The following is a 13937-nucleotide window of genomic DNA, read 5'->3' as shown; positions in this document are numbered from 1 at the left end:
CATACCGCGAGGGTTTTCGGATTCTCGGCTGGTGCTGAGTCAGGGTTTGGCCTTGTGTGTTGTTTGAGAACTGCACAGTGGACGCGAGCATCTTTGTTAGTAAGTGTTTAAGAGCGTACGGTGGATGCCTTGGCACCAGGAGCCGATGAAGGACGTAGGAGGCTGCGATAAGCCTCGGGGAGCTGTCAACCGAGCTGAGATCCGAGGATTTCCGAATGGGGAAACCCAGCACGAGTGATGTCGTGTTACCCGCATCTGAATATATAGGGTGTGTGGAGGGAACGTGGGGAAGTGAAACATCTCAGTACCCACAGGAAGAGAAAACAACAGTGATTCCGTGAGTAGTGGCGAGCGAAAGCGGATGAGGCTAAACCATGTGGATGTGATAGCCGGCAGGCGTTGTCCATGTGGGGTAGTGGGGCTCATTTTCTTATCACTGCCGTGATGAGCGAGAGTAAGAAACCGTTGGGTTAGTCGAAGTGGTCTGGAACGGCCTGTCGTAGAGGGTGAGAATCCCGTAGACGAAAACCTGGCGGCTCTCGTAGTGAGTGCCCGAGTAGCAGCGGGCCCGTGAAATCTGCTGTGAATCTGCCGGGACCACCCGGTAAGCCTGAATACTCCCTGGTGACCGATAGCGGACTAGTACCGTGAGGGAAAGGTGAAAAGTACCCCGGGAGGGGAGTGAAATAGTACCTGAAACCGTGCGCTTACAATCCGTCAGGGCCTGCGCCAACTTCGGTTGGGTGGGTGATGGCGTGCCTTTTGAAGAATGAGCCTGCGAGTTAGTGGCATGTGGCGAGGTTAACCCGTGTGGGGTAGCCGTAGCGAAAGCGAGTCCGAATAGGGCGTTTCCAGTCGCATGTTCTAGACCCGAAGCGGAGTGATCTACCCATGGCCAGGGTGAAGCGACGGTAAGACGTCGTGGAGGCCCGAACCCACTTAGGTTGAAAACTGAGGGGATGAGCTGTGGGTAGGGGTGAAAGGCCAATCAAACTCCGTGATAGCTGGTTCTCCCCGAAATGCATTTAGGTGCAGCGTCGCGTGTTTCACACCGGAGGTAGAGCTACTGGATGGTCTAGGGGGCCTACAAGCTTACCGAAATCAGCCAAACTCCGAATGCCGGTGTGTGAGAGCGCGGCAGTGAGACTGCGGGGGATAAGCTTCGTAGTCGAGAGGGAAACAGCCCAGATCGCCGGCTAAGGCCCCTAAGCGTGTACTAAGTGGAAAAGGATGTGGGGTCGCGAAGACAACCAGGAGGTTGGCTTAGAAGCAGCCACCCTTGAAAGAGTGCGTAATAGCTCACTGGTCAAGTGATCCTGCGCCGACAATGTAGCGGGGCTCAAGTACACCGCCGAAGCCGCGGCATTCACACAATACATCCGCCATTCCCTGCGGGGGGTGGTGCAGTGGTGTGGATGGGTAGGGGAGCGTCCTGTAGCCAGGGAAGCGGCGGAGTGATCCAGCCGTGGAGGCTACGGGAGTGAGAATGCAGGCATGAGTAGCGAAAGACGAGTGAGAAACTCGTCCGCCGAATGACCAAGGGTTCCTGGGCCAGGTTAATCCGCCCAGGGTGAGTCGGGACCTAAGGCGAGGCCGACAGGCGTAGTCGATGGACAACGGGTTGATATTCCCGTACCCGTGTATCCGCGCCCATGATGAATCAGTTGTGCTAAGTGTCCTGAACTTCCGAGAAGACCTTCGGGTCTCGAGTGGAGGGATGCACATGACCCTGGCTGGTAGTAGTCAAGCGATGGGGTGACGCAGGAAGGTAGCTGGGCCAGTCAGTGGTTGTACTGGTGTAAGCCTGTAGGGCGTTGTGTAGGCAAATCCGCACAGCATGTGCCTGAGAGGTGATGCGTAGCCGATTGAGGCGAATTCAGTGATCCTATGCTGCCGAGAAAAGCCTCTAGTGAGTTGGTACACGGCCCGTACCCCAAACCGACACAGGTGGTCAGGTAGAGAATACTAAGGCGATCGAGAGAACTGTGGTTAAGGAACTCGGCAAAATGCCCCCGTAACTTCGGGAGAAGGGGGACCCGGTCTGGTGATGAGATTTACTCTCGGAGCTGGGTTGGGTCGCAGAGACCAGAGAGAAGCGACTGTTTACTAAAAACACAGGTCCGTGCGAAGTCGTAAGACGATGTATACGGACTGACGCCTGCCCGGTGCCGGAAGGTTAAGAGGACCGGTTAGCGCTTCGGCGCGAAGCTGAGAATTTAAGCCCCGGTAAACGGCGGTGGTAACTATAACCATCCTAAGGTAGCGAAATTCCTTGTCGGGTAAGTTCCGACCTGCACGAATGGCGTAACGACTTCTCTGCTGTCTCAACCACAGACTCGGCGAAATTGCATTACGAGTAAAGATGCTCGTTACGCGCGGCAGGACGAAAAGACCCCGGGACCTTCACTATAGCTTGGTATTGGTGTTCGGTACGGTTTGTGTAGGATAGGTGGGAGACTGTGAAGCGGGCACGCCAGTGTTCGTGGAGTCATCGTTGAAATACCACTCTGATCGTATTGGACCTCTAACCTCGGACCATGATCTGGTTCAGGGACAGTGCCTGGTGGGTAGTTTAACTGGGGCGGTTGCCTCCTAAAATGTAACGGAGGCGCCCAAAGGTTCCCTCAGCCTGGTTGGCAATCAGGTGTCGAGTGCAAGTGCACAAGGGAGCTTGACTGTGAGAGCGACAGCTCGAGCAGGGACGAAAGTCGGGACTAGTGATCCGGCACCGGCAAGTGGAAGCGGTGTCGCTCAACGGATAAAAGGTACCCCGGGGATAACAGGCTGATCTTCCCCAAGAGTCCATATCGACGGGATGGTTTGGCACCTCGATGTCGGCTCGTCGCATCCTGGGGCTGGAGTAGGTCCCAAGGGTTGGGCTGTTCGCCCATTAAAGCGGCACGCGAGCTGGGTTTAGAACGTCGTGAGACAGTTCGGTCTCTATCCGCCGCGCGCGTCAGAAACTTGAGGAAGGCTGTCCCTAGTACGAGAGGACCGGGACGGACGAACCTCTGGTGTGCCAGTTGTTCCGCCAGGAGCACTGCTGGTTAGCTACGTTCGGAAGGGATAACCGCTGAAAGCATCTAAGCGGGAAGCCTGTTCCAAGATGAGGTTTCTCACCACCTTTGAGTGGTTAAGGCCCCCCACAGACCATGGGGTTGATAGGCCAGAACTGGAAGCTCGGTAACGGGTGTAGGTGACTGGTACTAATCGGCCGAGGACTTACCAACGAAGAGGCTACGCGTCCACTGTGCGGTATCTGAAACAACACACAGATACAGAAGCATCCTTGCATGATCCGGGTAACTGGTGATTGTTTGGTGTGCTCTCTGTGGATAGTTTCATAGAGTTACGGCGGCCATAGCGGCAGGGAAACGCCCGGTCCCATTCCGAACCCGGAAGCTAAGCCTGCCAGCGCCGATGGTACTGCACTCGACAGGGTGTGGGAGAGTAGGACACCGCCGGAACATCATTCGCGAGAGCCCCCCGACTTCGGTCGGGGGGCTTTCGTCGTTTCTACACCGGACACACACAGACACTTCCCGGTGATTATGCTGACCGGACCGCGCCGAGGGAGTGAAAATGGTTGACGTCAGGCAGGTTTGGCAGAATCCGATGTTCGGCGCTGTCGGCGCCCGGATCTACGATGCGGTCCTCGACCGCCCTTCGATCGCGAGGCCGGTGGGCCGGGCGCTGTGGGGGTGCGACACCGACCGGATGTATGCGGCAATGGATGTCGTGAACCGGATATCGGAAGGCGCAAGCATTTTGGATCTGCCAGTCGGCGGCGGCGTCACATTGCGCCGTCTCGATCCATACCAGAAGGTTCGCTATGTCGCCGCGGACATCTCCGACCACCAGCTGGGCGCGGCGCGGCGCGTTGCCGAGCGCAATGGTCTGTCCGAGATCGAGTACGTGCGTGCGGACGTTGTCGAGCTGCCCTTCGCTGATGCCGAGTTCGACCTCGTGGTGACCTTCGCGGGCCTGCACTGCATGCCAGAACCGGGTGCAGCGATTGTGTCGCTCGCCCGTGTCCTTCGCCCCGGTGGCAGCATGGTGGGCAGCTGCGTGGTTTCGGGTGTCGCCGCTCGCTATGACCGGCAGATTCAGGCTCTTGGTGAGGTCGGTGTGTTCGGTCCGCCATGTACCGCCGACGAACTTCTCGGTTGGCTCGATGCGGCAGGTCTGAGCCGAGGTGACTTCTACTGCAACGGATCCGTCGCCCAGTTCGTCGCAATGAAGCGATAGTGGGGGGCGATACGGAGCGGCGCAGCGGTGTCGCGGTCATGCGCTGACCCCGGCGACGGGGTGTCCTCGGGGTCGCGGTGACTGGGCGTCCCGACCCGGAACAGTTGCCGGACGGCCCGGTCCGGTGGAAGCTGTGCGGTGCGGCGGCAGCGCAGGCGCGGGATTGCTGATTAGCGTGTTTTTGTGATGAAACATGCTTGGTCGGCCATCGTTGGTCTGCCCATCGTGCTGGTCGGGTTCGCTCTACGGGCCTCGGCAGCACCGGTGGTAGCTCCGTCTGATGTGGTCACCATCGACACCGGACAACTGCGCGGCAGGCAGTCTGCCGGTCTGCGGTTGTTCGAGGGGATTCCCTATGCGGCACCACCGGTAGGGGAGTTGCGCTGGCGACCGCCCGCGCTACCAGGGTCGTGGTCCGGCGTACGGGATGCCACCAGCGCGAGGCCGAGTTGTCCGCAGGGAAACGGTGCGTTCGAAGTACTGGGTTCTGGCATCGCGAAGTCGGAGGACTGTCTGTACCTGAATGTTTCGACGCCGCGTGCGCTGCCGGTGGATGGGCAGCAGTTGCCGGTGCTGGTCTGGATTCACGGCGGGAGCTTCACCAGTGGGTCCGGCGATACGTACGGCGCGGGCCCGCTCATCACCGGCGGCGACGGCGACGTCATTGTCGTGACAATCAACTATCGGCTCGGTGCGCTCGGATTTCTCGCCGCGACGGCGCTGGATGACGGCTCCGGTTCCGGCAATTACGGTCTGCTCGATCAGCAGGCCGCATTGCGGTGGGTGCAGCACAATATCGCCGCGTTCGGCGGCGATCCGGATCGGGTCACCCTGGTCGGCGAGTCCGCGGGCGCCAGTTCGGTGTGTTCACAGCTTGCCGCGCCGAGCTCGCGGGGACTGTTCCAGGCCGTGATCATGCAGAGCGGGCCGTGCGCGGGTGCGGTGCCGATGGCTCGAGCGATGAGCGATGGCGACGCCTATGCGGCGCGGCACGGCTGCTCTGGATCGGATGTCGCGGCCTGTCTGCGTGGGCTGCCCGATGATGTGTTGGTGGCGGATCCGGTCACCGATACTGTGTCAGGTGGCGCGTTCCTGCCCAGTGGTCCGCGGGCGGCCATGCGCGGCGGCGCCATACCGCAGCTGCCGATTCTGGTTGGTGCCAACCACGATGAGATGGCACTGCGGGTGTACACGAGGTACGGGCTGGGCATGCCATTGACCGCCGAGGGGTATCACGACGCGTTGGTCGCTGCCATGCCGGATCTGACGCCGGAGCAGATCACCAGCGTCGAACACCGATACCCGGTGTCGGACTACGCGCAGCCCGCGCTCGCCCTGACGAGGGCGTGGACCGATCGGGTGCTGTCGGGGCTGATCGTCGAACTTGTGGAATTGAGCCGCACCAACCCGACCTATGTGTACTCGTTCGACGATCCCGCGCCGCTCGGGCCACCTTCCACTTTCCCGATGGGCGCTTATCACGCGAGCGAGTTGCTCGGGCTGTTCAGCATGCGGGACCTGAGCTGGGTCTACAGCGCGGTGACCAGCCTGGATCAGCAGCGCCTGGCCAGCGAAATGCGAAGGTACTGGGGTCGTTTCACGATCGCAGGCAGTCCCGATCCGGCCGGACTCCAACCCATCCCGGCCTACGATTCGGCCGCGCCGCAAGTCATGTCGTTCCGACCCGGCGGAAGCAGGCTCGTCGACAACTATGCCGCCGAGCATCAGGCGGACTTCTGGTCGACTATGCCGACGCGGTGGTAGTCGACGCGGTGCGCGGGCCTCGGGACCTCGCGCACCGCAATGACTCTCGCGTCAGATCTTGCGGATGACGGTGACGACCTTCCCGAGGATCCGCGCGTCGTTGCCCGCGATCGGCTCGAACAGCGGGTTGTGCGGCATCAGCCAGACATCCTTCCCGGTGCGTTTGAAGGTCTTGACCGTCGCTTCGCCCTCGATCATCGCGGCCACGATGTCACCGTTATCGGCGACGTTCTGTTGACGCACGACCACCCAGTCGCCGTCACAGATCGCCGCGTCGATCATCGACTCACCGACGACCTTGAGCAGGAACAGTGATCCGTCGCCGACCAATTCACGGGGCAGCGGGAAGACATCCTCGATCGCTTGTTCGGCCAGGATCGGGCCACCGGCGGCGATTCGGCCGAGGACCGGGACGAAGGTCGGTGTCGGCCTGTTCGGGTCGGATTCCTCGACCGAGGACAGGCTGGTGACCGCGCGGACTGCCTCGTCGAGACCGCGAACATCCACGGCGCGTGGACGATTCGGGTCGCGGCGAAGAAAGCCTTTGCGTTCCAGCGTCCTGAGTTGGTGGGCCACCGACGACGTGGAGGTCAGCCCGACGGCATCGCCGATCTCCCGGATGCTCGGCGGGTAGCCGCGCTCGCTCACCGAGGTGCGGATGACCTCCAGTACCTTGCGCTGACGCACGGTGAGATCCGCCCCGGCCCCGGATGGGTCGGTGCCTCCTACGCTCTCGTCGCCCGTGTCGTCTGTGTGGCTCACCGCAACCGCCCTTCACCCGTCGTTGATTTCGTCTTACGAATCTAGTCCGGTCGAGCCGATGTTTCAAACATCTGTTCGAGGCATGTCGGGCGTTTCTACTGACTTTGTCGATGTCTCGTGGTAGAAATCGAACACAAGTTCTTCGAACACTTGATCGAATAGCTACCCCATCGAGTCTCCAGTCAGCAGCCCACCACGGAGGTTTGTCCGATGAGCACAGCGATCAGCGACATCAGCACCATCGGCGCGGCCGGCGCCGTCGAATCGGCCCAAGGCCGGGCCGATGTCGATCTCGGTTTCGATTCTGTTCCGCGGGTGCAGCGTCCGCATCGCGGTGCGGTGCGGGTGTTCGACTCGGCGCAGTGGTCTGTCGCGGACCGACGCCCGCGTGGAAACCGGCCGCGTGGCACGGTGGCGTTGTACGAGCGTCGGGTGCGGACGACGCCGTCGGTGCAGCAGGCGCGGGGCCCGCACCCGGCGGAGATGGTCGAGCAGGCTCAGGTCGGTTTCGCGGTGCTCGCGGTGGCTGCGTTGCTGAGTGCGTTGGTTGTCACGGCTTTGGTCGGACTCGCGCACCTGCGGGAGGGCGCTTTCGACAAAGGCGAGCCGACGACGGTGCCCGCAGTGTTCGAGCAGGGTGTCGACGGGCAACTCGTCCCCGACGTTGCTGGGGTCGGGGTGCCGCGCTAGCGCGGGCCGCTGTGGCGGAGGGCATCGACCGATCCGCTACCGATGGTGGCCGAATTTGTTGATCGCAAAGTAGAACATGTTGCTACTGTCCTGAAAACGTGACTCAGGCAACAGGATTCCATGCGATGACGCACCTCAGTACCGCTCGAACCATCGGCACTACCGACCGACCGAGCGCCGGCGGACGATCAGGCGGTTCCGATCGGCCCGGCCTGATGAATCGGCTCAGCTCGGCCGGACACCGCGCTCGGCCGTTTGCCCGGGTCGTTGGGCTGTTCGCCTGTCTCGTTGTCGGGTTCACGACTATTCCCGCCGCGCATGCGGCTCCCGCGTATGAGGCATATTTGGATCTGCCCACGATCAACGGCGACGGCGGTGCAGGCGGCGGCCTGAACCCGGTTGTCCCGCTGGACGAACCGGCCTTGCGCGCGGCGCTCGACGAAGCCAGAGCCGACGAGGTCGCCCCGCAACGGTATGCCACGCTCCTACATCAGTACTGGCTGGTGGTCTCCACCCGCAACGCCGCGATAGACCTGGCGACCTGGAATCCGGCGCGCGGTGTGCGCGCCAACCAGAACACTTTCAATCTGGTGTATGTCAACTACTTCCGGCTCGCCAACCAGCATCCGGAGTTCTGGTGGGCGGGCCTCGCCGGCATCGCGGGTGGCTCCTTCGCCTCGGGATTCTTCGATCTCGATGATATCGGTGGTGTGCTCGACGTGCCCGGCATCCATCAGTTCGGCAATGCGGTGGCCGACCTGTTGCGCGCTACCCCAGAGGAATTGGTGCGCAAGGTGCCTGCGGACATCAGGTTGCTCGCCACCGAGGGCGCACGCCTGAGCGCCGAGGACCTCGCCTGGTATCAGACCCGGTTGATGATCATGCAGAAGCACATCTTCACCGACCTGGTGCCCATGCATGAAGCCTATGTCGCGCTGGGGATGGCGGGGATCGATGAGATGTATGCCGCGGGGGTGATCGACGCGGATATCCGTGCCGCCTGGCAGTCGATCGACTCGCACACACCGGGCGGGTACGAAGACGCGCTGGTCCGGATGACCGATCGTGAACAGAATCGCGTCATTGCCGATCAGTGGGACGCGACCTCCGCAGGCCGCGGCACGATCGGTCGGGTCCTCACCTACATGAGCACCGTGGTGGGCAAGCCTGCCGTGCCGGGCGTCCTGGCGCCGGGAGTGTTCGCCCCGGCGACCGTCCGCGCCGACGTTGGCGGACGCACCGTGGCGCTGCGCACCCCGCTGCCGGACTTCAACTGGGCCGACCGGGACACCCGCTGGGCCTACATCACCGGCGACCTGGTGCCGCGCCATGTGGACATGGAGCGCAATCCGCCGTTCGCTGCCGCCTGGCTCGGTGAGTCGTTCTGGAACAAGCTCGCCCGCGGCAGGATGATCCAGCGAATCCCCGAACTTATCGCGGACATGACAACGCAGTGGCGGATCGGCGAGTGACGCGAGGGAAAGCCACCGACCCGGCCCGGGTATCCTCGAAGTGCTATGGACGTATAGGTCTAGACCCCTGTACACGTGCTCGCCGGAATGGTCACCCCAATCGGAGCCCGGCCCGGACGCGAGTGCGCGCATCGACGAAGGATCTCCCGGATGCATTGCCCGTACTGCCGACACCCTGACTCACGGGTCGTCGACTCGCGTGAGGCCGAGGAAGGTGCCGCCATCCGCCGCCGTCGTTCCTGCCCGCAGTGTGGCAGACGCTTCACCACGGTCGAGACCGCGATTCTGTCTGTGGTCAAACGCAGTGGCGTCACCGAGCCGTTCAGCCGCGAGAAGGTCATCCGCGGCGTGCGTCGTGCCTGCCAGGGACGCGAGGTCGCCGAGGATGCGCTGAACCTGCTGGCCCAGCAGGTCGAGGACGCCGTGCGGGCCAAGGGTTCGCCGGAGGTGCCGAGCCACGAAGTCGGACTGGCTATCCTCGGCCCGCTGCGTGATCTCGACGAGGTCGCCTACCTGCGCTTCGCCTCGGTCTATCGGTCCTTCACCTCCGCCGACGATTTCGAGCGCGAGATCGCGGACCTGCGCCGACATCGGGACGAGGCGACTGTCGCGGCGACCGTCGACTGACGCCACGCTGAACCAAACGGCCGTACCTAGCGACGTACCGTGTCGATCGCCTTCTCGATGCGCTTGGCCGAGACCGGGTACGGTGTGCCGAGCTTCTGGGCGAACAGGCTGACCCGGAATTCCTCGATCATCCACCAGATTTCGGTGACGGCGGTGGCGTGCTTGCGGTGTTCCGGAAGGACAGCGATGAGCCGGTCGTAGGCGGCCAGCGCCCGGTCGAGCTCGATCGTGGCCTGACGGTCGCGGACTGCCGAGCCGGGCAGTGACTCCAGGCGGACGGTCGCTGCCCGCAGATACCGGGGCAGTTCGCGAAGCCGGGTGCCGCCCCATTCGGAGATGAAGCCGGGGAACACCAGCTCGCCGAGCTGATGGCGGACATCGTCGGCGATGTCGCGGTCGGTGGCTGCCGCGAGTGCCACCGAAAGCTGGTGTGCGCCAGCAAGGACCGGGACCACGAGGCGCACGTAGCGGGTGACGGCGTCGGCGAGCTTCGGCCGGATAGCGGCGACGAGGGCGTCGAAACGGTCGGGACTGCGAACGGGACCGCCCGCGGCGGCGATGAGTTCGTCGGCGGCCGCGGCCCGGCAGTCCTCGACGAGGGCCTCCAACGAACCATACGGGTTCTGGCTCAGCGCAAGCCGGTCCGCGGCGGGCAGCCCGGCTGTCACGGTACGCGGCGAGGTGGGAATCGCACGCAGCACCAGCGCGCGCGTGCCCGCCCGCATCGCGGCGACCTGTTCGACCGGCGAGCTGAGCACCCGCACGGCGACACCGTCGCCCTCCGGCACCAGCGCCGGATAGCCGGTGACCGTCTGACCGGCCACTTCGCGGCGAACGGTGGATTCGACCGTGCCGAGGGACTCCGAGGTCCACACCGTGGCAGGGGCCCGCTCCGCGCCTGCGGTGGCGCGGGCGACGGAGGCGGAAACCTGTGCGGCCAGCTGGGTTTTCAGCTGAGAGAGACTCTTGCCGCTGGCCAGGGTGCGCCCGGAGGCGTCGGTGGCCGCGAAGGTCATGCGCAGATGGTCGGGCAGAGCGGCAGGGTCGAGATCCTTCGGCGTGATCGTGACAGAGCCGAGGCGCGACAGCTCCCGTGCCAGACCGGTGCGCAGCGGTTCGGCGCGCGGGGTGAGCGCGGCGAGTGCCGCCGCGGCGAAGTCGGGCGCCGGAACAACTGTGCGGCGCAACGTCTTCGGCAGTGTCTTGATCATGGCGGCGGCGAGTTCGTCGCGCATGCCCGGCACCAACCAGTCGAACCCGACCGGCCGAACGTGGGCCAGCTGTGCTACCGGGATGCGGACCGTGACGCCGTCGTCGTCGTTGCCCGGCTCGAATTGGTAGGTGAGCGGGAAGCTCAGCTCGCCCTGACGCCACGCATCGGGGAAATCGGTCGGATCGAGGGTCGCCGTGCCCTCGTTGACGACGGTGTCGGTCGAGAAGTCCAGCTGGGCGGGATCTTTACGCTTCGCGGTGCGCCACCAGGTGTCGAAATGCCGCACCGACACGATGTCGGCCGGGATGCGCCGATCGTAGAACTCGAAGAGCACCTCGTCATCGACGAGAATGTCGCGCCGACGGGCACGATGCTCCAGATCGGCCACATCGTCGAGCAGGGCGCGGTTGCGGTGGAAGAACTCGTGGTGGGTTTGCCATTCACCCTGCACAAGTGCGTGTCGAACGAACAGTTCGCGCGACAGCTCAGGATCGATTCGCCCGTAATCGACGGGGCGGCTGGTCACCAGCGGGACGCCGTAAAGAGTGACGCGCTCGTAGGCGCGGGCGGCGCCGCGCTTGGCAGACCAATGCGGTTCGGAGTAGGTGCGTTTCACCAGATCTCCGGCTAGGCGCTCGGCCCATTCCGGTTCCACCCTGGCGGCCATCCGGCCCCACAGCCGCGATGTCTCGACCAGTTCCGCGGCCATCACCCAGCGCGGCGGCTTCTTCGCGAGGGAGGAGCCGGGGAAAATCATGAACTTGGCGTTGCGTGCGCCGACGAACTCGCGTGATTCCGCTTCTCGGACACCGATATGCGACAGCATGCCTGCCAGCAGTGCCTGGTGGATCGAGGTGGAATCCCAGGGGGTGCCGTCATCGTCGAGGGGTGCTGCCTGCACTGTGGACTCGGGCTGTCTACCACGCCGCGATCCGGTCTGCTGTCCGGATGCGGCAGCAGTGGAAGCGTTGTCGGCCTTGGGGTTCGATGCACGTCTGTCGCGGCGTCCGCGGCGCGGGCCGGGATCGCCATCTGCTGGGGAATCGGATATCCGGCCGCCGGGGGCGCCGCCGTCGGGCTGTGTCGACCAGCCGAGTCCCCGCGTGATGGTCCGCAGTTGCCCATGTAGGTCCTGCCATTCCCGAATGCGCAGGTAGTGCAGGAACTCGTCGCGACACATCCGGCGGAACTGGTTGGCGGACAGCGATTTCCGCTGCTCGGTAAGGTACTCCCATAGCCGTAGGTAGGCGAGGAAATCCGAGCCCTCCACGACGAACCGTGCGTGCTTGGTGTCGGCGGCCTGCTGGTGGTCGGCGGGGCGTTCACGCACATCTTGGATCGATAGCGCGGCCACGATGACCAGGACGTCGGCCAGGCAGCCGTTTCGGTTCGCCTCGACAAGCATGCGCGCCATGCGCGGATCGACCGGTAGTTGCGCCATTTCGCGCCCGATCGGCGTCAGCGTCAGCGTGGCGTCGCCCGTCGGCTCGCTGTCGAGAACCGGTGTGTGTGCGGCGCTGTCGTCACGCTGCTGTTGCTCGCCTGCGCCCCCGTCGGAACCGCGCTGTGCCCGGTAGTCGATTTCGGTCGACGTGGGTCGCCGCCGCGTGGGTTCGGCCGTAGCGCGCGGAGCGAGTGCCCCGAGTTCCTCCAGCAATGCGATGCCGTCGCGGATGGCGCGACGGTCCGGCGCCTCCACGAACGGAAAGTTCTCGATGTCACCGAGGCCGAGCGCGGTCATCTGCAGGATCACAGCGGCCAGATTGGTGCGCAGGATCTCCGGTTCGGTGAAGGCGGGCCTGGATTCGAAGTCGTCCTCGGAGTAGAGGCGAATGCAGATGCCGTCGGCCACGCGACCACAGCGCCCGGCGCGCTGCCGGGCCGAGGCTTGCGAGACCTCTTCGATGGGCAGGCGCTGCACCTTGGTGCGCATCGAATACCGGGAGATGCGCGCGGTGCCGGGGTCGATGACGTAGCGGATGCCAGGCACGGTGAGCGAGGTCTCCGCGACATTGGTGGCGAGCACCACACGACGCCCGGGATGTGGGGCGAACACCCGATGCTGCTCGGCGGTCGACAGGCGCGCATACAGCGGGAGGATCTCGGTGCGCGGGAGCTTCAGGTCGCGCAGCGCGTCTGCGGCGTCGCGGATTTCGCGCTCGCCGGACAGGAACACCAGGACATCGCCGTCGCCCTCGGTGAAGAGTTCACCGACCGCGTCGCCGATGGCGTCGACCGGGTCGCGGTCGACGACCCTGGTGTCTTCGTCGTCTTCTTCGTCGGAGGAACCGGGTAGTTCGAGCGTGAGTGGCCGGTAGCGGATCTCCACCGGATAGGACCGGCCGGAGACCTCGACAATCGGTGCGGGAGTGCCGGATTCGTCACTGAAGTGGCGTGCGAACAGTTCCGGGTCGATGGTCGCGGAGGTGATGATCACCTTGAGATCGGGCCTGCGCGGCAGTAACTGTTTGAGGTACCCGAGCAGGAAATCGATATTGAGGCTGCGTTCGTGCGCCTCGTCGATGATGATCGTGTCGTAGCGGCGCAGCAGCCGGTCACGCTGGATTTCCGCGAGCAGGATGCCGTCGGTCATCAGCTTGACCAGCGTGCGATCGGACGCCTGATCGGTGAACCGCACGGTGTAGCCGACAACGTCACCGAGTTCGGTGCCGAGCTCCTCCGCGATGCGTTCGGCGACGGTGCGTGCGGCTAGCCTGCGCGGCTGGGTGTGCCCGATCGTCCCGCGAATGCCGCGGCCGAGCTCCAGGCAGATCTTGGGGATCTGGGTGGTCTTACCGGAGCCGGTCTCGCCTGCCACGATCACCACTTGGTTCTCGGCGATCGCCTTCGCGATGTCTCCGCGGCGTGCGGAGACCGGCAGCTGTTCGGGGTAGCGGATTTCGGGTACCGCTGCGCGGCGGGCCTCGATGCGTCCCTCGGCCGCCGCGATATCGACCGCGACGGCGCTGAGATCGTCGCGACGGGCCCGGTCCAGGCGTCGGCGCAACCGGTGTTCGTCGCGGAGGGTTACGGCGGCCAGGCGGTCACGAAGCTCGCGGAGAATCGGGTCGGCTGTCCTGGTCATTGCGTCTACCAGCGTAGCGAAACGCTCCTGCGGACCGCTCGTTGAACCCCGGTCGGGCCCGGGCATCCAGCGAGCA

At 64.0% G+C, this 13937-nt stretch carries 7 protein-coding genes and 2 rRNA genes; 7 read left to right on the top strand and 2 right to left on the bottom strand.

The genetic code is table 11. The features are described from left to right. Nucleotides 1-97 precede the first annotated feature (97 nt). The 4 genes from OHQ90_RS31245 to OHQ90_RS31230 all read left to right on the top strand — a co-directional run bounded on the left by OHQ90_RS31245 (nt 98) and on the right by OHQ90_RS31230 (nt 6012). Nucleotides 98-3230, top strand: a 23S ribosomal RNA gene (locus OHQ90_RS31245). A 120-nt stretch (nt 3231-3350) separates the two neighbouring features. Next, nucleotides 3351-3467, top strand: a 5S ribosomal RNA gene (rrf, locus tag OHQ90_RS31240). 115 nt (nt 3468-3582) lie between these two features. Beyond that, nucleotides 3583-4248: a class I SAM-dependent methyltransferase gene (locus OHQ90_RS31235; RefSeq protein ID WP_328403613.1), complete on the top strand. Its 666-nt coding sequence runs from the start codon at nt 3583-3585 to the stop codon at nt 4246-4248. A 186-nt stretch (nt 4249-4434) separates the two neighbouring features. Next, nucleotides 4435-6012: a carboxylesterase/lipase family protein gene (locus OHQ90_RS31230; protein ID WP_328413214.1), complete on the top strand. Its 1578-nt coding sequence runs from the start codon at nt 4435-4437 to the stop codon at nt 6010-6012. Between the two features lie 51 nt (nt 6013-6063). Here OHQ90_RS31230 and lexA read toward each other — a convergent pair whose 3' ends face one another. Further along, the gene (gene lexA, locus OHQ90_RS31225) at nt 6064-6774 is read right to left on the bottom strand and encodes a transcriptional repressor LexA (protein ID WP_328403611.1); all 711 of its coding nucleotides are present in this window, start codon (nt 6772-6774) and stop codon (nt 6064-6066) included. Nucleotides 6775-6984: 210 nt separating this feature from the next. On the opposite strand from lexA, the gene OHQ90_RS31220 reads away from it, so the two are divergent. The 3 genes from OHQ90_RS31220 to nrdR all read left to right on the top strand — a co-directional run bounded on the left by OHQ90_RS31220 (nt 6985) and on the right by nrdR (nt 9563). Then, nucleotides 6985-7464, top strand: coding sequence for a hypothetical protein (locus tag OHQ90_RS31220; protein WP_328403609.1), 480 nt, complete (start codon nt 6985-6987; stop codon nt 7462-7464). Nucleotides 7465-7589: 125 nt separating this feature from the next. Continuing rightward, nucleotides 7590-8936: a hypothetical protein gene (locus OHQ90_RS31215; protein ID WP_328403607.1), complete on the top strand. Its 1347-nt coding sequence runs from the start codon at nt 7590-7592 to the stop codon at nt 8934-8936. 150 nt (nt 8937-9086) lie between these two features. Continuing rightward, nucleotides 9087-9563 (top strand): transcriptional regulator NrdR, encoded by a 477-nt coding sequence (gene nrdR / locus OHQ90_RS31210; protein WP_328403605.1) that lies wholly within the window; start codon nt 9087-9089, stop codon nt 9561-9563. A gap of 26 nt (nt 9564-9589) precedes the next feature. On the opposite strand, the gene hrpA is transcribed toward nrdR, so the two are convergent. Beyond that, nucleotides 9590-13861, bottom strand: coding sequence for an ATP-dependent RNA helicase HrpA (gene hrpA / locus OHQ90_RS31205; protein WP_328403603.1), 4272 nt, complete (start codon nt 13859-13861; stop codon nt 9590-9592). Between the last annotated feature and the right edge of the window lie 76 nt (nt 13862-13937).

It is taken from the genome of Nocardia sp. NBC_00403, assembly GCF_036046055.1.
GTDB lineage: Bacteria > Actinomycetota > Actinomycetes > Mycobacteriales > Mycobacteriaceae > Nocardia.
Note: the sequence above shows the minus strand (reverse complement) of the source record. Positions and strands in the feature narration are given on the sequence as shown.

What these genes read in the sequence shown, in the direction of transcription:
- OHQ90_RS31235 (WP_328403613.1), top strand. Translation starts at nt 3,583, where the DNA reads ATGGTTGACGTCAGGCAGGTTTGGCAGAATCCGATGTTCGGCGCTGTC.
- OHQ90_RS31230 (WP_328413214.1), top strand. Translation starts at nt 4,435, where the DNA reads ATGAAACATGCTTGGTCGGCCATCGTTGGTCTGCCCATCGTGCTGGTC.
- OHQ90_RS31220 (WP_328403609.1), top strand. Translation starts at nt 6,985, where the DNA reads ATGAGCACAGCGATCAGCGACATCAGCACCATCGGCGCGGCCGGCGCC.
- OHQ90_RS31215 (WP_328403607.1), top strand. Translation starts at nt 7,590, where the DNA reads ATGACGCACCTCAGTACCGCTCGAACCATCGGCACTACCGACCGACCG.
- nrdR (WP_328403605.1), top strand. Translation starts at nt 9,087, where the DNA reads ATGCATTGCCCGTACTGCCGACACCCTGACTCACGGGTCGTCGACTCG.
- hrpA (WP_328403603.1), bottom strand. Translation starts at nt 13,861, where the DNA reads ATGACCAGGACAGCCGACCCGATTCTCCGCGAGCTTCGTGACCGCCTG.